The following is a 20558-nucleotide window of genomic DNA, read 5'->3' as shown; positions in this document are numbered from 1 at the left end:
GCGCGGGGAACGGCGCGCCCAGCCCACGACAACGATCACGTACGAACTGTTCCCCGCGCCCCACCACCCAGGGGCGCGGGGAACAGCGCGCTCAACCACGTACGACCGGCACTGTGCCACCGGCCGTCACCCCCTCAGGGGCGCGGGGAACTGCGCGACCGGCCCAAGACGGCCCGCACCCGACAGGCCGACGACCACCCGGTCTCAAAAACCAGCGGAGCTACGCCGCTTCCTTCGCCTTCGTGGCGTACATGTCCACGTACTCCTGCCCGGACAACCGCATGACCTCAGCCATCACGGAGTCCGTCACGGCCCGCAGCACATACCGGTCCCGATCCATCCCCTCGTACCGCGAGAACTCCATCGCCTCGCCGAACCGCACGGTGACCCGCCCCGGCCGGGGGAACCCCGCACCACCGGGCTGGATCTTGTCCGTGCCGATGATGGCGAACGGCACCACGGGCGCCCCGGTCATCAGCGCGAGCCGCGCGATCCCGGTGCGGCCCCGGTAGAGCCGCCCGTCGGGGGACCGCGTCCCCTCCGGGTAGATGCTGAAGACCTTGCCCTCCTCCAGCACCCGACGCCCCGTCATCAGCGCCGCGACACCGCCGCGTCCGCCGTCCCGGTCGACCGGGATCATGCCGCAGCCGGTGAAGAACCACGCCATCAGCCGCCCCTTGAGGCCCTTGCCGGTGACGTACTCGTCCTTGCCGATGAAGAAGACCTGGCGGTCGCAGAACAGCGGCATGATCATCGAGTCGATGAACGTGAGATGGTTGCCGGCGAGGATGACCGGGCCCGTGCCCGGGATGCGCTCCGCACCTTCCACCCGTGGGCGGAACATCAGGCGCATGATCGGTCCGAGCACTGCCTTGATGAGCGCGAAGCGGGACAACGGGCCCTCCGGTGTCAAGGGGTGGGTGACAAGTCTGTGTGGGTGTCAAGTCTGTGCAGGTGAGGACGATACTCGCGCGCGCCGGGGTCTTGCACATCGGGTTCACCGACTGGATACGCACTGTTGACCCTTGTTTACCTGGGGTGGCGCCGTGTCACACGGCTGTCATCCATACGAGACGGTGTGACGAAATCCGCACGAGTTAGCCCTCATGGGGCAGGTTCCCACCCACGGCAACCCAAACTTCTGTCTGCCGCCGACCGCCGACCGCCTTTCCTTTTCAGCCCGTCCGGCGTTTGAGGACGAGCGCGCGAGCGCGACAGGGGGGTCCGGGGGCGCAGCCCCCCGGGACAGTGGCAGGAAGACACCCACCGTCACCCACGTGTTCCGTCCAAGGTCTCCCACCCGTCACCGCACCCCACCTACGATCAGTCCCGCTTTGACAGGTGCAGGGCAGTATGCGGAGGAGCGCTCATGGGCACGCAGGGGACGCACGACACGCAGGACTCGAACGAGGGCCGCACCGGGACCACCCCGGGCCGGCGCGCACTGCTCGGGGCCGCGGTCCTCGGCGCCGGCGGAGCGGTCCTCGGACTGCCGGGTACGGCGAGAGCCGGCGAGAAGCACGGGAACGGCAGCTACAACGGCGGCTACAAGAGCCTGCCCAAGCCCACGGTCATCGGACACCGCGGAGCCAGCGGCTACCGCCCGGAGCACACGCTCGGCTCGTACCAGCTCGCCCTCGACATGGGCGCGCACATCATCGAGGCCGGCGACCTGGTGCCGACCAAGGACGGTCACCTCGTCTGCCGCCACGAGCCGGAGATCGGCGGTACGACGGACGTCGCCGCGCACCCGGAGTTCGCGGACCGCAAGGTCACCAAGCTCCTCGACGGGGTGTCCACGACCGGCTGGTTCACCGAGGACTTCACGCTCGCCGAGCTGAAGACCCTCCGCGCCAAGGAGCGGGTCCCGGCCAACCGTCCGCACAACACGCTCTACGACGGCCGCTGGGAGATCCCCACCTTCGAAGAGGCGCTGCGCTGGCGCGAGGAGCAGAGCAGGAAGCTCGGCCGGCAGGTCTGGATCTACCCCGAGCTGAAGCACCCCACCTACTTCCGCAAGCTGGGCCTCGGCCTGGAGGAGCGCGTCGCCAAGGTGCTGCGCAGGCACGGCCTGGACAAGAAGAACTCGCCGGTCATCCTCCAGTCCTTCGAGCCGACCAGCATCCAGCGCCTGAACAAGCTGGTGGACAACCCCCTGGCCGTGCTCCTGTCCGCGGCGAACACCCGCCCCTGGGACTTCGTGGAGACGGGCGACCCGCGTACGGTCGCCGACCTGGTCAGGCCCGCGGGCCTGAAGTGGATCGCCTCCTACGCGCAGGGCATCGGACCGACCCTCGACCTGATCATCCCGAAGGACGCGAGCGGCAACCTCACCACGCCGACCACCCTGGTCCGGGACGCGCACGCCGAGGGCCTGGTCCTGCACCCGTACACGATGCGCAACGAGAACCCCTTCCTGCCCGCGAACTTCCGCAAGGGCACCGACGCGGACGCCTACGGTGACGCCTTCGGCGCCTTCGCCACGTACTTCGCCACCGGCATCGACGGCGTCTTCACCGACAACCCGGACACCGGCATCCTTGCCCGCGAGGACTTCCTCAAGAAGAACTGACCCGGAACCTTATCCGGAGCTGATCCAGAACCGATCCGGAGCTGATCCAGTACCGATCCGTCCGCGATCCCGGTCGTCAACGATCGCGCCCGCGGACCCGGTCGGGTGACGCACGGCCGTCCCGGCAACCTCGCGCCGGGGCGGTCGCGTCGTGCCGCATATGACCCACGACATGCTCGACACACTGCGCCCCCTGCTCGTCGCCGAGGCCTCGGCCGAGGCATATGCCTCCGGGACCGAGTCCAGTGACCTGGAGCAGGACGTCTGGGTGCGCCTCCTGGAACGCCTCGGCACGGACGGCCCGCCCACCGATCCGGCCGCCTGGCTGCGCGTCGCCGTCCGCACCGAGGCGCGGCGTGCGGGGCGCACCGCGAACATCGAACGGCCGTACGCGTCCGAGCCCGCCGACGACAGCGGGCCGGGCCCCGAGCAGCTGGCACTCAGCGCCGCCCGGCGCCGCGCCCTGCACTCCGCCGTACGACGGCTGCCGGGCCGCTGCCCGCGCCTCATGGCGGCTCTGCTGTCCCCGAAAGACCTCACCTACCGGGAGATCGCGGGGGAGTTGGGTATCTCACAGGGCAGTCTCGGTCCGGATCGTTCCAGATGCCTGAGTTGTCTGCGCCGAATGCTCACATCGGAGGTTGCGGCGCATGAACGGCGGGGATAGGAGTGAAGGACAACCGGCGGAACAGGTGAGCGGGAGGCATGCACACATGGGCATGAGCGTGACCATCTCGGCGGCGACCGAACAGGACGCCGAACAGATCCTCAAACTGCAGTTCCTCTGCTACCAGAGCGAGGCCGAGCTGTACGGCGACTACAGCATCGAGCCCCTCACCCAGCCGCTGGACTCCCTCAAGACGGAGCTCACGGACGGCACGGTCCTGGTGGCCCGGCTCCGCGACGAGGTGGTGGCCTCGGTGCGCGGCTCCGTGGGCGCGGACGGCACGGCCCGGATCGACAAGCTGATCGTGCATCCACGGATGCAGCGGCACGGGCTGGGCGGACGGTTGCTCGACGCGATCGAGTCGCGGCTCGCGGCGGACGCCGGGGCGAAGAGCTTCCAGCTCTTCACCGGGCATCGCAGTGACCGGAATCTGCGGTTGTACCGGAAGCACGGGTACGAGCCGGTGGCGACCGAGCGGGTCGACGAGCGGCTCAGTCTCGTCATCTTGGCGAAGGATGCGCAGGCCAGCGCGTTCGTCGCCAGCGCGTAGCGGCTCTGCGCGGCGGCTCTGTACGGCGGCCGGTGGGAGTCTGCGGGTCCGTCGTGGCCGGGCGCGCAGTTCCCCGCGCCCCTACGGGGCCTTGCGTGACCTGCGCAGCCAGAACATCGCTGTGATCGGGAGCAGGACCGGGATGAACAGGTAGCCCATTCCGTAGTCCGACCAGACCGTGGCGTCGGGGAAGGCCGAGGGGTCGGCCAGCGTCCACGTGCCGACGACCAGGACACCCGCGAGTTCGGCGGCGCAGCACACCAGCGCCGCCCTGCGGGCCCGCTCGCCGCCGCGTACGAGCGAGTAGGTGATGAAGCCGTACACGAGGCCGGCCACCGCCGACAGCGAGTAGGCGAGCGGCGCCTTGTCGAACTCCGTCGCGATCTGGACGACCGAGCGCGACACGGCGCCGACGACCATCACCCCGTACAGCCAGACCAGCAGCATGCCGGGGCCGCCGATGAGCCGTGTGCGGCCGGGCTTCCCGGAGTCCTCGGGCGTCCCGGGACTCCCGGCGGGCACCGCCATCTCAGCCTCCCCAGATGTCGTAGAGCCGTACCTGCAGTACCGCGAGGACCACGCCGCCCGCGGCGACCGTGATCGAACCCCAGCGCGTGCGCTCCGCCAGGGACATGAACCCCGCCGCCGGGATGCACGCGAGCGCGCCGATCAGATAGGACACGAAGATCGTCGTGCCCTGCTCCGGCTTCTCACCGCGGGCCAGCAGGACGATGCCGACCACCAGCTGGACGAGGGTGAGGAGCGTCACCACGGCCATGCCGATGAAGTGCCAGTCCTTGGTCGGCTGGTCCCGGTAGGCGGCCCAGCCGCACCAGGCGGCGAGCGCGAGCGCGGCGACGGCCGTCGCGACCGTCAGGGCATCAAGCATGCCGCGACCCTATTACGGGCCAAAAGGCCCGATGCCCTCGCCCCCGGGCTGCCCCGTAGGGTCGAGGGCATGAAGATCCAAGCCGATGCCCTGCTGTTCGACAACGATGGAACACTCGTCTCGTCCCTCGAGTCGGTGTACCGATGCTGGAGCAGGTGGGCCGCGGAGTACGGGATCACTGCCGAGGAGTTCGCCCGGGTCGAGCTGCACGGCCGCCCGGCCGCCGAGATAGCCGCCGACCTGCTGCCGGCCGCCAGGGTCCCCGAGGCCGTCGTGCGCATCGAGCAGCTGGAGGTGGAGGACGTCGCGGGCGGCGTGCACCTGCTGCCCGGGACGAAGGCCCTCCTCGACTCGCTGCCCGCCGACCGCTGGGCCGTCGTCACCTCCGCCACCCGGCGGCTGGGCGAGGCCCGTCTCGCCGAGGTCGGCATCAGCCCGAAGAACCTGGTCGCCGCCGACGACATCACGCGCGGCAAGCCCGACCCCGAGCCGTTCCTGCTCGCCGCCCGGCGGCTCGGCGTGGACCCGGCCCGCTGTGTCGTCTTCGAGGACGCGCCCGCGGGTCTCCAGGCGGGCCGCGCGGCCGGGATGACCACCGTGGCATTGACCACAACGCACCGGGCCGACGAGCTGACCGCGGACGTCGTGGTCGAGGACCTCTCGGCCGTGTCAGCACTGGTCACCGACGAGGGAGTGGAGCTCTCCGTCAGGGACTGAGAGATGTCCGAGGGGTGTCCACCGCTGTCCGTGATGCGGACAGCGGTTCCCTGTACCGCGCAAAGATCTGCTTTAATTTTCTCATGACCACGACGAGCAGCCGCATCCTTGCGACCGAGGCGACCATGACGCCCGGTGCTCGCTGTATGTGTCGAATGTGCGCCTTCTAGAGGGCCCCCGCACCGCCCCCAGCCTCGCGCCCCGAAGCGAGTCCGCTCACGTCTGCCCGTACGCCCTTTCCGTACGCGACTGAGCCTGCCCCGCGCACGCAGTTCCGCCGAAGCCCGGTTCCTGACGCCACCGCGTCGACGACCGTGCCGCGTTCGACCGAAATGCACCCGTGCCCGGCGCACACCCACGCCCCGCACTCGACAGTGATGGAAACCCAGTGATCACGACAACAGGCCTGACCAAGGTCTACCGCTCACGCGGCCGAGAGGTCACCGCCCTGGACGGCGTCGATCTGCATGTCCGCGAAGGCGAGGTGTACGGCGTCATCGGACAGTCCGGCGCCGGCAAGTCCTCCCTCATCCGCTGCGTCAACCTGCTGGAGCGCCCCACCGCCGGCACCGTGAGCGTCGCCGGACAGGACCTCACGGCCCTCGCCGGGCGCGGCCCGCGCGCGGGCAAGGAGCTGCGGCAGGCACGCAGCCGTATCGGCATGGTCTTCCAGCACTTCAACCTGCTGTCGACGCGGACCGTCCAGGACAACGTCGAGCTGCCGCTGGAGATCCTCGGGAAGTCGGGCAAGGAGCGTTCCCGCAAGGCGCTGGAACTGCTCGACCTGGTCGGTCTCACCGACAAGGCCAAGTCCTACCCGGCCCAGCTCTCCGGCGGCCAGAAGCAGCGCGTCGGCATCGCCCGCGCCCTGGCGGGCGACCCGAAGGTGCTCCTGTCGGACGAGGCGACCAGCGCCCTGGACCCGGAGACCACCCGCGCGATCCTCCACCTGCTGCGCGACCTGAACCGTCAGCTGGGTCTGACCGTCCTGCTCATCACGCACGAGATGGACGTCGTCAAGACCGTCTGCGACTCGGCGGCGCTCATGGAGAACGGGCAGATCGTCGAGTCCGGCACCGTCACCGAACTGCTGGCCACCCCCGGCTCCGAGCTGGCCGCCGCGCTCTTCCCGGTCAGCGGCGACGCCTCGGGCGACGACCGCACGGTCATCGACGTCACCTTCCACGGCGACGCCGCGACCCGGCCGGTCATCTCGCAGCTCTCGCGCACGTACAACATCGACATCTCGATCCTCGGCGCTGCGATGGACACCGTCGCGGGGCGGCAGGTCGGCCGTATGCGCATCGAACTTCCCGGGCGGTACGAGGACAACGTCGTGCCGATCGGCTTCCTGCGCGAGCAGGGACTGCAGATCGAGCTCGTCGGAGAAGCGGCCCTGGCGTCCGCGCTGGTGAAGGAAGGTGCCAAGTGACCTGGTCCGAGATGCAGCCGCTGCTGGAGCAGGCGTGTTGGGACACCCTCTACATGGTCGGCTGGTCGACGGTCATCGCCGTCGTCGGCGGTCTGCCGCTGGGCATCCTGCTGGTCCTCACCGACCGGGGCGGCCTGCTGCAGAACACCGTGCTGAACAAGGTCATCGGGCAGGTCGTGAACATCGCCCGCTCGATGCCGTTCATCATCCTGATGGTCGCGCTGATGGGCTTCACCCGGTCGATCACCGGCACCACCATCGGCCGTGAGGCCGCCATCGTGCCCCTCGCGATCGGTGCCATCCCGTTCTTCGCGCGCCTGGTCGAGACGGCTGTCCGCGAAGTGGACGGCGGGCTCGTCGAGGCCGTGCAGTCGATGGGCGGCAACACCTGGACCGTCGTGCGCAAGGTCCTCGTCCCCGAGTCGCTGCCGTCGCTGATCTCCAGCACCACGACGACGATCGTCGCCCTCATCGGCTACTCCGCGATGGCCGGCACCGTCGGCGCGGGCGGCCTCGGAGACATCGCCATCCGCTACGGCTACCAGCGCTTCGAGACCGAACTCATGTGGATCACCGTGGCCGTTCTCGCCGTGGTCATCTCCCTCATCCAGTTCGTCGGCGACTACGCCGCGCGGGGGCTGCACCGGCGCGGCGGCCAGTCCGGTGCCGCGCCGCGGCTCAGGCTGCTCAGGAGCAGGGCCGCGGCGAACTCCGGTTCCCGGGCGACCACCGACAGCGGCACCGGCACCGAGGCCGGCTCCGGCTCCGAGGCCGGTTCCGGTTCCGAGGCCGGTTCCGGCTCCGGTCCCGCGGACGCGGGCACCTCCGCCGAGACGCCCGCGGCCGACGCGCACAAGGTCGCCTGAGACCGCCGAGACCTCCGTACGGCCCCATCACCGCGTACGCCACGCCTCCCGTACGCGTCCCCACCCACACCCGCAGACGTCCCCGCACACCCTTCGCGGGGTCACCCAGCCCAAATGGAAAGGCACTTTTCGTGCGTAACACCGTAAAGCTCACCACCGCCGTCCTCGCCGCCGGAGCCCTCACCCTGGGCCTCACGGCCTGCGGCTCGGACAAGGACGACGCCTCCGACACGAGCGGGCCGCTGATCGTGGCCGCCAGCCCCGTGCCCCACGCCGAGATCCTGAACTACGTGAAGGACAACCTCGCGAAGGACGCGGGACTCGACCTCCAGGTCAAGGAGTTCACGGACTACGTCCTGCCGAACACCGCGACCGAGGACGGCTCGGTCGGCGCCAACTACTTCCAGAACCAGCCGTACCTCGACGACTTCAACAAGAAGAACGGCACCCACATCGTGCCCGTCGTCACCGTCCACCTGGAACCGCTCGGCCTCTACTCCAGCAAGATCAAGAAGGCCGACGAGCTGAAGAGCGGCGCGACGGTCGCCGTCCCGAACGACACGGTCAACGAGGCGCGGGCGCTCAAGCTCCTCGACGCCAACGGGATCATCACGCTCAAGGACGGCGCGGGCAACGACGCGACCCCCAAGGACATCGCGAAGAACCCGAAGAACCTCAAGTTCAAGGAGCTGGAGGCGGCCCAGACCCCGCGCTCCCTGGACGACGTCGACGCGGCCGTCATCAACGGCAACTACGCCATCGAGTCCGACCTCAAGCCCTCCGAGGACGCCCTCGTGCTGGAGTCCGCCGACGACAACCCGTACGGCAACTTCCTCGCCGTCAAGGAGGGCAACGAGGACGACCCGCGCGTCAAGAAGCTCGCCAAGCTCCTGACCTCCGCCAAGGTCAAGAAGTTCATCGAGGACAAGTACGCCGGTTCCGTCACCGCGTCCTTCTGACCGACCGCTCCGCACCGCCCGGGTCACCCGGACCACCGAACCACCTGAGGAAGGCGCCGACGATGCGCAAGCCCGTCATCTCCGCGGCCGTCGCCGCACTGGCCCTCGGCCTGACCCTGACCGCCTGCGGCGCGAAGGACGAGGGCTCCGGCGGCGGAGGTGACGGCGGCACGCTCGTCGTCGGCGCCACCGCGGTCCCGGCCGGCGAGGTCCTGTCGTACATCAAGAAGGACCTCGCCGCGAAGAACGGACTCGACCTGGAGATCAAGGAGTTCACGGACTACGTCCTGCCGAACACCGCGCTCCAGGAGGGCTCCCTCGACGCGAACCTGTACCAGAACGAGCCGTTCCTGGACGACTTCAACAAGTCCAAGGGCACCGACCTGGTCCCGGTCGTGGACGCGTACCTGCCGCCCATGGGCGTGTACTCGAAGAAGGTCCAGGACGTCGCCGACCTCCCCGACGGCGTCACCGTCGCGGTGCCCAGCGACATCACCAACGAGGGCCGCGCCCTGAAACTCCTCGCCTCGGAGGGTGTCATCACGCTCAAGGCGGGGGCCGGTACGACCGCGTCCCCGGGCGACATCGTGAAGAACCCGAAGAACCTGAAGTTCAAGGAGCTCGAACCGGCGCAGCTGCCGCGTTCCCTGGACGACGTGGCCGCCGCGGTCATCAACAACAACTACGCCCAGGACGCGGGCCTCAGCCCGGCCGACGACGCCGTCCTGCTGGAGTCCGCGAAGAACAACCCGTACGCGAACCTCCTCGCCGTGAAGAAGGGCAACGAGGACGACCCGCGGGTCCGGAAGCTCGCCGAGCTCCTGACCTCCGACGAAGTACGGAAGTTCATCCAGGACAAGTACAAGGGATCGGTGCTGCCCGTCACGTCCGGGTGACGCCGAACCCCGGCCGTCCCCGGCCTGTTCCCGCTGCGCCACGGTGTCGACTCATCGACAAGGAGCCGACTCCGTGGTGCAGTTCGGTGCCTGCATGCTGCATGCTGGGCAGTTCAGCAGGCCCGACGGTCCCTGATGGTTACGGAGCGGCGCATGACGAACACCTTCCCCGACATCTCCCTGAACACGGAGCGGTTGGTGCTGCGCCCTCTTGAGGACGAGGACATTCCGGCCTTCACGGAGATGATGAACGACGAACAGGTCGCGGCCTGGACGTCCGTGCCGCAGCCCTTCACCGAGGCCGCCGCCCGCAGGTGGATCGACGAGTACGCGCCCACCGAGCGCACCGCCGGCCGTGGACTCGACCTGGTCGTCGTGGAGTTCCTCACCCAGCGCCTGGTCGGCATCATCCAGCTCGGCAACACGAATTGGCATGTCCGCTCCACGGAGCTGTCGTACATCACCGCCCCCTGGGCCCGCGGTGAGGGCTACGCCTCCGAGGCGGCGCTCGCCACCGCCCAATGGTTGTTCAACGACCAGAAGTTCGAGCGTCTCGAACTGCGCACGGCGGCGGACAACACCGCCTCCCAGCAGGTCGCGCAGAAGATCGGCTGCATCAGCGAGGGCGTCCTGCGGGGCGCCTGCATAGCGCGCACCCGCACCGAGGACGGGCGCTGGGAGGACCTGCGCACCGACTTCATCGTGTGGGGCCTGCTTCCCGAGGACATCGAGGGCATCGCCGAGCAGCTCGCCGACACCGGTGGCTTCACCGCGTACTCCGACTGGAACTGAACCGGCTGGAACCGGACCGGCTGGAACGGACCGGCCGAGGCCGGAAGGGGCCCCGGTCCCGGTCCACGTCCCCACCGCGCACCGCACCGGCAGCCCCACCCACGACCGCGCCGAGACCCCCGCCGACACCCCCGGACGTCACGAGGTACGCTCACGGGGCTCCGGGCCCTTGCCCGGCGGCCCGCCGCCCATCCGACGACCTGCGATGACTCCAGGAGACTGACAACGATGGCCGACCGGGTCACGGTGATCGGCTGTGACGGCTCGCCGCTGACGGACGCGGCGCGCTCGGCTCTCGGCGCCGCCACACTCGTGGCGGGCGCGGCACACCACCTCACCCTCCCCGAGGTGCCCCCGGCCGCCGAACGTATCCGGCTCGGCAGCGTCGCCCTCGCGGCCCGCCGCATCACCGCCCACCGCGGCACGGCCGTCGTCCTCGCCGACGGGGACCCCGGCTTCTTCGGAGTCGTACGCACCCTGCGCGACCCCGAGTTCGGCCTGGAGGTCGAGGTCGTGCCCGCGGTCTCGTCCGTGGCCGCCGCCTTCGCCCGCGCCGGGATGCCCTGGGACGACGCACAGGTGGTCGTCGCACACCGGCGCACCCTGCGACGCGCGGTGAATGTGTGCCGCGCCCACACCAAGGTCGCCGTCCTCACCTCACCCGGCGCCGGACCCGCCGAACTCGGACTGCTCCTCGAAGGGGTCCACCGCACCTTCGTCATCTGCGAGGAGCTCGGCACCGAGCGCGAGCGCGTCTCGATCCTCACCTCGGACAAGGTCGCCGACCACACCTGGCGCGACCCGAACGTCGTCATCGTCATGGGCGGCCCGGTCACCTCCTCAGAGGGCGGCGGCTGGTTCGCCGGCCGCGACCCGGGCACCGGCCCGCGCGGCTGGGCGCTGCCCGACGAGATGTACGGCGACGAGCTGGGGGAGGGCGAGACCGAGGTGCTGCGCGCCGCCCAACTCGCCCGCCTGGGGCCGCGGATCGGCGACCTCGTCTGGGACATCGGCTCGGGCAGCGGCGCCTTCGCCACGGAGGCCGCGCGCTGCGGCGCCGCCGTCATCGCCGTCGACCGCGACGCGGACGCCTGCGCCCGCACGATGGCGACCGCCCGCCGGTTCGGCGTCCAGTTCCAGATCGCGCACGGCACCGCACCGCACATCCTGGAGAACCTCCCCGAGCCGGACGTCGTGCGCGTCGGGGGCGGCGGTGCCGCGGTGGTCTCCGCCGTCGCCGACCGGCGCCCCGAGCGGATCGTCACCCACGCGTCCACCCGCGACGCCGCCGAACTCATCGGCCGCGACCTGACCGAGCACGGTTACCGGGTCGAGTGCGCCCTTCTGCAGTCCGTGGAGCTGGACACCCGCGCGTGGACGGAGAAGGAGCGGAGTGTGGTGTTCCTGCTCTCGGGGGAGCTGGAACGCCGGCCGTAGCTCCGTTTCAGCGCTTCGCGGGGTGCTCCGCCTGGTGCTCTGCTGGGGGAGAGGGAGCGGTGAGTTGGCTGCCGTGCGTCGTGGCTGAGCGCGCCCTGCGGCGGAGCCGCACAATGTCACAGCCCCGCGCCCCTTCGGGCGCCGGGCCGCCCGCTGATCGCCGTCCTGTGATCCTGTTGTCGTACTGCGCGCGGTAGGCTGGCCGATCGTTGTACTGCAATCGGCTTGTCCGGTATTTCGCCGGTCAATGCCCGCGAAACGCACCCATTTTGAGGGGCGTGTGGTACGGCAGAACCGGAGGACGCGCAAAGTGGCGCAGTCCACAGCGGGCCGTGACGGATCACCCTGTCGCGGTGGCGGGCCGACCGCGACAATGCCAGTTAATGGCTTTGTCGACCGGTCGTTCGTGCCGCCCGGCCCGCGTGCTCGTTCTCATGACGGGCGGTCGGTGCGCCGCCCCGGACGAGCAGGTCGTAGGAGCACTAAACCGATGGGCGAGGGGTACGCATGACCGACACCGGCCAGGTCCCGGGCGAGGGACTGCCGGAGAACGCAGGCATGGTGGAGCAGCCGGGCGTCCCCGCCCCCGGTGCGTACACCTACCTCTCCGAGCCCACCGCCGAAGACGAAGACCTGTTGCTGCTGCCGGGCGCCCAGGGTGCGTGGGGCAACGAGGTGGCCCCACCGGTCCCCGTACCGGTCGTCGAGGCCGTCCACGAGCCCGGTCCGCACGAGACGTCGGGCCGCGACAGCGGTTCGGTCGACCTCAGCGCCGTCCGGATGTCGTCCTCCGCGCCGCAGCCGCCCGTCGCCCGTCGCCCCTTGCACCTCGGCCCGCCGACCCCGAACGGCGCCGGCAGCCCGGTGCGGTCGCTCGCGGACCGCGGTCCGGCGGGGGCCCCGGCCGCCGCGTTCCCCGTACGGCAGGTCGCTCCGGTCGTGTCCGGTCCCGAGTACCTCGACGCACCGCGTGACGAGATCGCGTTGCAGGGCGCGTCTCCGTGGGGCGCCCGGGCTCAGGTCCAGGTCGCGCCCCCGGTGGCACAGGTCGTTTCCGAGGGCACGCCTGCAGAAACGGTCTTCCCGGAGGGCGCGGGGGCATACGCGGGCGCCCCGGTGACCGCAGGGGCCGCGCCGGTCGCGCAGGCGCCCGATGCGCAGCCGTCCGGCGCGCTGACGCCCGACGCGGGGGCCGGGCCGTCGCTCGCCGAGAGCCAGGAGGTGCCCGCTCCGCAGGAGCAGGCCGTCGAGGCTCCGGTGGCGGAGCAGACGCCCGAGGTCCCGCAGGAGCAGGCACAGGTGCAGGCGCAGGACGCCTCGGGCGCCGACCCGGTGCACGAGGTGCCGTCCGCACAGCCCGTCGTGGAGCCCACCGAGGCCGGTGCGGACGAAGCGGCAGCGGCAGAGGCGGCGGCAGTGGGTGCCGTACCGGTTCCGGAGGCTCCGCAGGTTGCCGAGCAGGCCGCCGAGGAGGCGTACGTCCCTCCGCAGCCGGAACCGGTGGTTCAGCCCACGGCCCCGGCCCCGGACCAGCCGACCGGCATCGCGCAGCCCGGGGAAGCCGTCCCGGCGCCGGATGCCGTCCAGTTCCCGGAACCGGTCCTGGTCCAGGACTACGCGCAGGCCCCGCAGCTCGCCGACGGTTCGCTGTTCCCGCAGGCCCCGGAAGGGGGCCTCGGATCCGAGTACGCCCAGGCGCTCCCCGATTTCCCGCACGCCCCCCAGCCCGCGTCCTTCCCGGCCGCACCCGCCGCCGTCCACTTCGCCCACCCGTCGGACGAGGAGGCCGGACAGTACGCCACCGAGCCCCCCGTCGCCCCGGTTGCCGAAGACGCGACGCAGCACCCCGAGTACGCCGCCGAGGTCCCGCACCCCGTCCACCTGGTGGAACCGCAGTCTCAGGACACGGCCGCCCCTTTCGCCGAGGCCGGACCGCAGGCCGCACTCCAGGAGCCGCAGCCCCAGCCGGTGGAGGGTGAGCCCGTTGTCGCGGAGGCCGTCCAGATCCAGGACGCCGCCGAGGCCGTAGAGCCCGTAGAGCCCGTGACGGGTGTCGACCCGAGCATCGGTGTCCCCGTCACGGCACAGCAGGCGCAGCCCGACCCCATCGCGCACCCCGAGGTACCCATGGCACCCGCCGACCAGATTCCCGGGGACGAGTCGCAGGGTCAGGCACTGGGCGAGGCTGCCCAGCCGCAGGACGACTTCCAGGCGGCGCCGGAGCAGCCCGCCGGACAAGCCGCGGAGATCGCCCCGGCCGACCAGGTTGCTCCGGCCGCGCAGGCCGGACAGTTCGTGCCGGTCGAGGGCACGGTCCCGACCACCCCGCACCTGGCTCCCACCCCGCCGCACGGCATGCCGGTGACGCCCCTCCCCGAGGAGCAGGCCGAGCAGACAGCCGAGGCGGCGGCGACCCCGCCCGCGGCGTCCGTCGAGCACTTCACGCCGGAGCCCGCGCCGGAGCTCGTGGCTGAACCCGTGGCTGAGCCCGCCCCGGAACCGGCACTCGCGCCGATCCCCGCCGCAGGGCCCGACACCGCGTCCGAGGACGAACCGGACGACGAGTCGATCCTCGTACTGCCGGCCCCCAGGGAGCCCGCGCCGGTCGCCGAGGCCGCGGACGACAGCCCCGAGCCCGTAGTCGCACAGCAGGCGGAAGACCTGGACACCCGGGCCGCCGACCAGGAAGAGAGCACGGCCGCCGTGGCGCAGACACCTGAGTCCACCGGCCAGGCCGCGCCCGGCTACGACGACGCCGAGCGCGAGGCCGTCCTGCGCGTGATGCGCGAGCGCCGCGACATCCGCAACGGCTTCCGCAGCGACCCCATCCCGCACGACGTGCTGCTCCGCGTCCTGGAGGCGGCCCACACGGCGCCCTCCGTCGGCCACTCGCAGCCCTGGGACTTCGTCGTCATCCGCTCGGCGGAGACCCGGCGCTCGATGCACGAACTGGCCGCGCGCCAGCGGGAGGCGTACGCCAAGTCGCTGCCCAAGGGCCGCGCGAAGCAGTTCAAGGAACTGAAGATCGAGGCCATCCTCGACACCCCGGTGAACATCGTCGTCACCGCCGACCCGACCCGGGGCGGCCGGCACACACTGGGCCGCCACACCCAGCCGCAGATGGCCCCGTACTCCTCGGCGCTCGCCGTCGAGAACCTGTGGCTCGCGGCCCGTGCCGAGGGCCTGGGCGTGGGCTGGGTCAGCTTCTTCGACGAGCGCGAGATGGTCCGCGGCCTCGGCCTGCCCGAGCACCTCGAGGTCGTCGCCTACCTCTGCGTCGGATACGTAGACGAGTTCCCGGACGAGCCCGAGCTGATGCAGTCGGGCTGGTCCAAGCGCCGCCCGCTGTCCTGGGTGGTCCACGAGGAGACGTACGGCCGTCGCGCCCTGCCCGGCGAGGAGCCGCACGACCTGCTCGCCGAGACCATCACCAACATCCGGCCGCTGGACGCCAAGGCGCTCGGCGAGGCCTGGGAGCGCCAGAAGCGCATGACCAAGCCGGCCGGGGCCCTCGGTATGCTGGAGATCATCTCCGCGCAGCTCTCCGGGCTCTCCCGGATGTGCCCGCCGCCCATCCCGGAACCGGCGGCCGTCGCGATCTTCGCGGGCGACCACGGCGTACACGCCCAGGGCGTCACCCCGTGGCCCCAGGAGGTCACGGGCCAGATGGTGGCCAACATCCTCGGCGGCGGCGCGGTCTGCAACGCCTTCGCCGCCCAGGTCGGCGCCGAGGTCTGCGTCGTCGACGTGGGCGTGGCCTCCGACCTGCCCGCGACCCCCGGCCTGCTGCCCCGCAAGGTCCGGGCGGGCACGGCCGACATGACGACCGGCCCCGCGCTGACCCGCGAGGAGGTCAGGTCGGCCATCGAGGTGGGCATCGAGACCGCCCGCGACCTGGTGGCGGCCGGGAACAAGGCGCTGATCACGGGTGAGATGGGCATCGCCAACACCACGGCGTCGGCCGCCCTGATCTCCGTCTACACCGGCAGCGACCCGGCCGAGGTCACCGGCCGCGGCACCGGCATCAACGACGAGACCCTGGCCCGCAAGACCGAGGTCGTCCGCCGCGCCCTGGAACTCCACCAGCCGGACCCGGCCGACCCGATCGGCGTCCTGTCGGCCATCGGCGGCCTGGAGCACGCCGCGATGGTGGGCCTCCTCCTCGGCGGCGCCTCCCTGCGTACGCCGGTGATCCTGGACGGTGTCAGCGCGGGCGCCGCCGCCCTGGTGGCCCGCGCGATCGCCCCCGAGGTACTCGCGGCCTGCATCGCGGGCCACCGCAGCGCCGAGCCCGGCCATGTGGCCGCCCTCAACAAGCTGGGCCTGCGCCCCCTGGTGGACCTCGACCTCCGCCTCGGTGAGGGCACGGGCGCCCTCCTGGCCCTGCCGGTGGTCCAGAGCGCGGCCAGGGCGATGCACGAGGTGGCGACGTTCGACTCGGCGGGCGTGACCGAGAAGTAGGCGCGAGTCGTCGGTCTGTGGGCAGGCGTTCCGCAGGGCGGAACGGGTGGGCACAGACCGACGACGGACCCGCACACGCGGGGGGCCCGGGGCACAGCCCCGGTTTCGGGAAGGGGCGGGCCAGGGGAAAGTACCCCCACCCACCCCGGCCCCCCACCACCCCGCCCCATAAAATCCGCACGTCAGGCCCGCTCCACCGCCGCAGCGCGCCACCCCGCACCACCCGCTTGAGGAGCCGCACCTCCATGGCCGAAAACCCCGCCTACCCCGTAGGCCTCCGCCTCGCCGGCCGCCGTGTCGTGGTCCTCGGCGGCGGCCAGGTCGCCCAGCGACGCCTCCCGGCCCTCATCGCGGCGGGCGCGGACATCCAGCTCGTGTCCCCGTCCGCGACCCCCTCGGTCGAGGCGATGGCGGACGCCGGCGAACTGACCTGGACGAGGCGCCGGTACGCGTCGGGCGACCTCGCGGAATCCTGGTACGTCCTGATCGCCACCCCCGACTCCGCGGCGAACGCAGAGGCCTCCGCCGAGGCGGAGGCGCGCCGCGTGTGGTGCGTCCGCGCGGACGACGCCGACGAGGCCACCGCCTGGACCCCGGCGACGGGCCACAGCGAGGGCGTCACGGTGGCCGTCCTGACGACGGACGCCAAGGGCCGCGACCCCCGCCACACCGCGGCCATCCGCGACGCGGTGGTCGAGGGCCTGCGCGACGGCACCCTCGTGGCGCCCCACCACCGCACCCGTACGCCCGGCGTCTCCCTGGTCGGCGGCGGTCCCGGCGACCCGGACCTGATCACGGTCCGCGGCCGGCGTCTCCTCGCCGAGGCGGACGTGGTCATCGCCGACCGCCTGGGCCCGCGCGACCTGCTCGCCGAACTCCCGCCGCACGTCGAGGTGATCGACGCGGCGAAGATCCCGTACGGGCGTTTCATGGCCCAGGAGGCCATCAACAACGCGCTCATCGAGCACGCCCTGCAGGGCAAGTCGGTGGTCCGTCTCAAGGGCGGCGACCCCTTCGTGTTCGGCCGGGGCATGGAGGAGGCCCAGGCGCTGGCCGAGGCGGGCATCTCCTGCACGGTCGTCCCGGGCATCTCCAGTTCGATCTCCGTGCCGGGCGCGGCGGGCATCCCGGTCACGCACCGCGGGGTCGCCCACGAGTTCACGGTCGTGAGCGGCCATGTGGCCCCCGACGACGAACGCTCCCTGGTCGACTGGGCTGCGCTCGCCAAGCTCCGCGGCACCCTGGTCGTGCTGATGGGCGTGGACAAGATCGGCGCGATCGCCCGTACCCTCATCGAGAACGGCAAGGCGCCCGGTACCCCCGTGGCGCTCGTCCAGGAGGGCACGACCGCGGCGCAGCGCCGCGTCGACGCGACCCTGGCGACGGTCGGCGACACCGCCCGGGCCGAGGAGGTACGGCCGCCGGCGGTCATCGTCATCGGGGAGGTCGTGACCGTGGGGGCGGACGGCTCGTTCGAGACGTCCGACGGGGCCTCTGACGGGACCTCTGAGTAACCCCGGGTAACACAACCCGTTCCAAGCCGTTGGCACCGCACTCAGGACAAGGCAGTATCACCCTGTGGCCGATCTCATCACCGTTGAGGACCCAGCCGACCCGCGCCTGCGTGACTACACAGGCCTGACCGACGTGGAGCTGCGCCGCAAGCGCGAACCGGCCGAGGGCCTGTTCATCGCCGAGGGCGAGAAGGTCATCAGACGGGCCAAGGACGCCGGCTACGAGATGCGCTCGATGCTGCTGTCCGCCAAGTGGGTCGACGTCATGCGCGACGTCATCGACGAACTCCCGGCCCCGGTGTACGCGGTCAGCCCCGACCTCGCCGAACAGGTCACCGGCTACCACGTGCACCGCGGCGCGCTCGCCTCCATGCAGCGCAAACCGCTGCCCACCCCCGACGACCTGCTCCGCACGGCCCGCCGGGTCGTCGTCATGGAGTCGGTCAACGACCACACCAACATCGGTGCGATCTTCCGCTCCGCCGCCGCCCTCGGCATGGACGCGGTCCTGCTCTCACCGGACTGCGCGGACCCGCTGTACCGGCGTTCGGTGAAGGTCTCCATGGGCGCCGTCTTCGCCGTGCCGTACGCACGCCTGGACTCCTGGCCCAAGGGTCTCGACTCGGTCCGCGAGGCGGGCTTCGGCCTCCTCGCACTCACCCCGGACGAAAAGGCCAAGACCCTCGACGAGGTGGCCCCGCACCGCATGGACCGCGTCGCCCTGATGCTCGGCGCGGAGGGAGACGGCCTGTCCACCCAGGCCCTGGTGGCGGCGGACGAATGGGTCCGCATCCCCATGGCCCACGGAGTCGACTCCCTGAACGTAGGAGCGGCAGCAGCGGTCGCGTTCTACGCGGTAGCAACAGGCAGACCAACCCGCTAAACCCGCACGCCCCGGAGACCGCCGCGGCGACGACCGGGGCGCCCGCAGGGGGCGCGAGGAACGGCGCGCCAAACCACGACGCACCGTCAGCCGACGATTAATGCCGGTATTGCCCCGTAAGGGGCGCGGGGAACGGCGCGACAAGCCCCCACGGCCCCGCACCCGACGAACACGCTTACCGGCCGAGCCGGATCTTTCATAACAGGCGGCCACGACAGCGCCCCAAAAGGGGCGCGGGGAACGGCGCGCCCAACCACGACGCACCGTCAGCCGACGACTAACGCCGGTGTGCCCCGTAAGGGGCGCGGGGAACGGCGCGCTCAGCCACGACGCACCCGCACCCGACGAGCAACCCCGTCGCGCCCCGCAGGGGGGCCGCAGGGAACGGCGCGCCCAGCCACAACGCACCCGCACCCGACGAACAACCCCTACCCGCCCTACCCGCCGTGGTGAAGCCCACCCTGCCGATACGACTGCTCCTGCGACACGCCCCCGCCAGGGGACCCCTCACGATCAAGCCCCCGAGCAGGCCCCTGACACCCCTGCGCCGCAGCAATCGCCAGCGCCACGAGCAACGTCACCACCACGAACACGAACAACCGCTGCCGCAACAGCCGCGGATTGGCGGGCCGCCGCCCGGTCCCGGTGGTCCGAGGCCCGGTCCGCGGCCCGGTCCGAGGCCCAGACCGCCCCGTCCCGCTCCGCGGCGCCCCGCTCCGACTCCCGGACTGCCCGGCCCGACTGCCGGACTGCCCGGCCCTGCTGCCGGACCCGGACCCGGAGCCAGATCCGGACCGATTCGAACCACCCCGCGAGGGAGCCGGCGGACGCGCCCCCGACCGCGAGGACGACCCGTTCCCACGAGGCCCGGAAGACCCCTGCGTCCGCCGCTGCGTCCGCTGCTCCGGATAGTCGTCGTAATCGTCGGCGAGCCGCCCGGTCGGCCGGTCGGCCTCCGCCGCACGGGGCGCGGGCGGCCGGGCCTCGCCCATACCCTGCGCCTCCCGCGCCGCGATCTCCTTGAGCCGCAACGACAACTGCAGCGTGCTGGGCCGCTCCTCGGGATCCTTCGCCAGACAGGCGCGTACGAGAGGGGCCAGCGCGTCGGGCACGCCGTGCAGTTGCGGCTCCTCGTGCACCACCCGGTAGAGCATCACTTCGGAACTGCCGTGCCCGAAGGGCGAGTCCTGCGTCGCGGCGTACGCCAGCGTCGCGCCGAGCGCGAAGACATCCGTGGCCGGCGTGACCGCCGCACCCCGCACCTGCTCCGGCGCGAGGAACCCGGGCGACCCCACGGCCGTACCCACGTGCGTGAGCGTGCTCGCCCCGGTCGCCCAGGCGATGCCGAAGTCGATGATGCGCGGCCCCTTCGGGGACAGCAGGATGTTCGACGGCTTGAGGTCCCGGTGGACGACACCGGCCTCGTGCACGGCGACGAGCCCTTCGGAGAGGGCGGCGCCGACGGCCGCGACCTCGGCCGCGAAGAGAGGCCCGTCCTCGGTGACCTTGTCGTGCAGCGAGGGCCCGGGAACGTACTGGGTCGCGAACCAGGGCCGCTCGGCCTCCAGATCCGCGGCGACGAGCCGCGCGGTGCACCCGCCCCTGATCCGCCGCGCCGCCGACACCTCGCGGGCGAAGCGCGACCTGAACTCCTGGTCCTCCGCGAGGTCGGGCCGGATCACCTTCAGCGCGACCCGCTGGCCGCGCCGGTCGGAGCCCAGATAGACAACGCCCATCCCGCCCGCGCCGAGCCGTCGGTGAAGCCTGAACGAGCCGACGACACGCGGGTCCTCGCGCCTCAGGCGCATCATCGCCATGTCCATCCCCGCTGCCCGGTCCGTTTGACGAGCCACAGCTTACGTTTCCGCGGCCGGGTGCGCGCAGAGGCCGCGCCCTCGCGGCCCGACCGATTGTCAGTGCCGG

The 20558-nt window shown here is 71.6% G+C and carries 16 protein-coding genes and 1 pseudogene; 13 read left to right on the top strand and 4 right to left on the bottom strand.

Annotated elements, in window-relative coordinates; translation table 11 throughout:
• Positions 1–220 precede the first annotated feature (220 nt).
• Positions 221–913, bottom strand: a complete 693-nt coding sequence (locus ACZ60E_RS19770) for a lysophospholipid acyltransferase family protein (RefSeq protein WP_107019745.1) — start codon at positions 911–913, stop codon at positions 221–223.
• A 456-nt stretch (positions 914–1369) separates the two neighbouring features.
• On the opposite strand from ACZ60E_RS19770, the gene ACZ60E_RS19765 reads away from it, so the two are divergent.
• From ACZ60E_RS19765 to ACZ60E_RS19755, 3 genes are all read left to right on the top strand, one after another.
• Complete coding sequence (locus tag ACZ60E_RS19765) at positions 1370–2572, top strand: glycerophosphodiester phosphodiesterase (RefSeq protein ID WP_469441987.1); 1203 nt, start codon at positions 1370–1372, stop codon at positions 2570–2572.
• Positions 2573–2732: 160 nt separating this feature from the next.
• Entirely contained in the window at positions 2733–3239 is a 507-nt protein-coding gene (locus tag ACZ60E_RS19760) for an RNA polymerase sigma factor (RefSeq protein ID WP_469441985.1), read from the top strand.
• Positions 3240–3285: 46 nt separating this feature from the next.
• Positions 3286–3789: a GNAT family N-acetyltransferase gene (locus ACZ60E_RS19755; RefSeq protein ID WP_469441983.1), complete on the top strand. Its 504-nt coding sequence runs from the start codon at positions 3286–3288 to the stop codon at positions 3787–3789.
• Between the two features lie 81 nt (positions 3790–3870).
• Here ACZ60E_RS19755 and ACZ60E_RS19750 read toward each other — a convergent pair whose 3' ends face one another.
• Positions 3871–4317 carry a hypothetical protein gene (locus tag ACZ60E_RS19750; protein WP_469441981.1) on the bottom strand — a complete coding sequence of 149 codons (447 nt, stop codon included), beginning with the start codon at positions 4315–4317 and terminating at the stop codon, positions 3871–3873.
• 1 nt (position 4318) lies between these two features.
• Positions 4319–4678: a hypothetical protein gene (locus tag ACZ60E_RS19745; RefSeq protein WP_107019741.1), complete on the bottom strand. Its 360-nt coding sequence runs from the start codon at positions 4676–4678 to the stop codon at positions 4319–4321.
• A gap of 69 nt (positions 4679–4747) precedes the next feature.
• On the opposite strand from ACZ60E_RS19745, the gene ACZ60E_RS19740 reads away from it, so the two are divergent.
• The 10 genes and pseudogenes from ACZ60E_RS19740 to ACZ60E_RS19695 all read left to right on the top strand — a co-directional run bounded on the left by ACZ60E_RS19740 (position 4748) and on the right by ACZ60E_RS19695 (position 18635).
• Positions 4748–5395: an HAD family hydrolase gene (locus ACZ60E_RS19740; protein ID WP_469441980.1), complete on the top strand. Its 648-nt coding sequence runs from the start codon at positions 4748–4750 to the stop codon at positions 5393–5395.
• A 388-nt stretch (positions 5396–5783) separates the two neighbouring features.
• The gene (locus ACZ60E_RS19735; protein WP_469441979.1) at positions 5784–6827 is read left to right on the top strand and encodes a methionine ABC transporter ATP-binding protein; all 1044 of its coding nucleotides are present in this window, start codon (positions 5784–5786) and stop codon (positions 6825–6827) included.
• Positions 6824–7531 (top strand): annotated as a pseudogene (locus tag ACZ60E_RS19730) (methionine ABC transporter permease); the annotation flags it as partial. The gene ACZ60E_RS19735 and the pseudogene ACZ60E_RS19730, both read left to right, overlap by 4 nt.
• 293 nt (positions 7532–7824) lie before the next feature.
• Entirely contained in the window at positions 7825–8652 is an 828-nt protein-coding gene (locus ACZ60E_RS19725; RefSeq protein WP_384810279.1) for a MetQ/NlpA family ABC transporter substrate-binding protein, read from the top strand.
• A gap of 62 nt (positions 8653–8714) precedes the next feature.
• Positions 8715–9548 (top strand): MetQ/NlpA family ABC transporter substrate-binding protein, encoded by an 834-nt coding sequence (locus ACZ60E_RS19720; RefSeq protein ID WP_384810276.1) that lies wholly within the window; start codon positions 8715–8717, stop codon positions 9546–9548.
• A 153-nt stretch (positions 9549–9701) separates the two neighbouring features.
• A complete protein-coding gene (locus ACZ60E_RS19715; RefSeq protein ID WP_384810274.1) occupies positions 9702–10340 on the top strand; it encodes a GNAT family N-acetyltransferase in 639 nt (212 codons plus the stop codon).
• Between the two features lie 228 nt (positions 10341–10568).
• Entirely contained in the window at positions 10569–11777 is a 1209-nt protein-coding gene (gene cbiE, locus ACZ60E_RS19710) for a precorrin-6y C5,15-methyltransferase (decarboxylating) subunit CbiE (protein ID WP_384810272.1), read from the top strand.
• Positions 11778–12284: 507 nt separating this feature from the next.
• Positions 12285–16238, top strand: a complete 3954-nt coding sequence (gene cobT, locus ACZ60E_RS19705; protein ID WP_469441975.1) for a nicotinate-nucleotide--dimethylbenzimidazole phosphoribosyltransferase — start codon at positions 12285–12287, stop codon at positions 16236–16238.
• 245 nt (positions 16239–16483) lie between these two features.
• Positions 16484–17752, top strand: coding sequence for a uroporphyrinogen-III C-methyltransferase (gene cobA, locus ACZ60E_RS19700; RefSeq protein WP_469441974.1), 1269 nt, complete (start codon positions 16484–16486; stop codon positions 17750–17752).
• A 64-nt stretch (positions 17753–17816) separates the two neighbouring features.
• Complete coding sequence (locus ACZ60E_RS19695) at positions 17817–18635, top strand: TrmH family RNA methyltransferase (protein WP_384810263.1); 819 nt, start codon at positions 17817–17819, stop codon at positions 18633–18635.
• Positions 18636–19072: 437 nt separating this feature from the next.
• Here the strand turns inward: ACZ60E_RS19695 and ACZ60E_RS19690 are convergent, their stop codons facing one another.
• Positions 19073–20458 carry a serine/threonine-protein kinase gene (locus ACZ60E_RS19690; RefSeq protein WP_469442275.1) on the bottom strand — a complete coding sequence of 462 codons (1386 nt, stop codon included), beginning with the start codon at positions 20456–20458 and terminating at the stop codon, positions 19073–19075.
• Positions 20459–20558 lie beyond the last annotated feature (100 nt).

This window comes from Streptomyces sp. NPDC102514 (assembly GCF_055584525.1).
Note: the sequence above shows the minus strand (reverse complement) of the source record. Positions and strands in the feature narration are given on the sequence as shown.

Bases quoted from the DNA above. Each gene is read 5' to 3' on its own strand.
- ACZ60E_RS19765 (WP_469441987.1), top strand. From the start codon at position 1,370: ATGGGCACGCAGGGGACGCACGACACGCAGGACTCGAACGAGGGCCGC.
- ACZ60E_RS19760 (WP_469441985.1), top strand. From the start codon at position 2,733: ATGACCCACGACATGCTCGACACACTGCGCCCCCTGCTCGTCGCCGAG.
- ACZ60E_RS19755 (WP_469441983.1), top strand. From the start codon at position 3,286: ATGGGCATGAGCGTGACCATCTCGGCGGCGACCGAACAGGACGCCGAA.
- ACZ60E_RS19750 (WP_469441981.1), bottom strand. From the start codon at position 4,317: ATGGCGGTGCCCGCCGGGAGTCCCGGGACGCCCGAGGACTCCGGGAAG.
- ACZ60E_RS19745 (WP_107019741.1), bottom strand. From the start codon at position 4,678: ATGCTTGATGCCCTGACGGTCGCGACGGCCGTCGCCGCGCTCGCGCTC.
- ACZ60E_RS19740 (WP_469441980.1), top strand. From the start codon at position 4,748: ATGAAGATCCAAGCCGATGCCCTGCTGTTCGACAACGATGGAACACTC.
- ACZ60E_RS19720 (WP_384810276.1), top strand. From the start codon at position 8,715: ATGCGCAAGCCCGTCATCTCCGCGGCCGTCGCCGCACTGGCCCTCGGC.
- ACZ60E_RS19715 (WP_384810274.1), top strand. From the start codon at position 9,702: ATGACGAACACCTTCCCCGACATCTCCCTGAACACGGAGCGGTTGGTG.
- cbiE (WP_384810272.1), top strand. From the start codon at position 10,569: ATGGCCGACCGGGTCACGGTGATCGGCTGTGACGGCTCGCCGCTGACG.
- cobT (WP_469441975.1), top strand. From the start codon at position 12,285: ATGACCGACACCGGCCAGGTCCCGGGCGAGGGACTGCCGGAGAACGCA.
- cobA (WP_469441974.1), top strand. From the start codon at position 16,484: ATGGCCGAAAACCCCGCCTACCCCGTAGGCCTCCGCCTCGCCGGCCGC.
- ACZ60E_RS19690 (WP_469442275.1), bottom strand. From the start codon at position 20,458: ATGGACATGGCGATGATGCGCCTGAGGCGCGAGGACCCGCGTGTCGTC.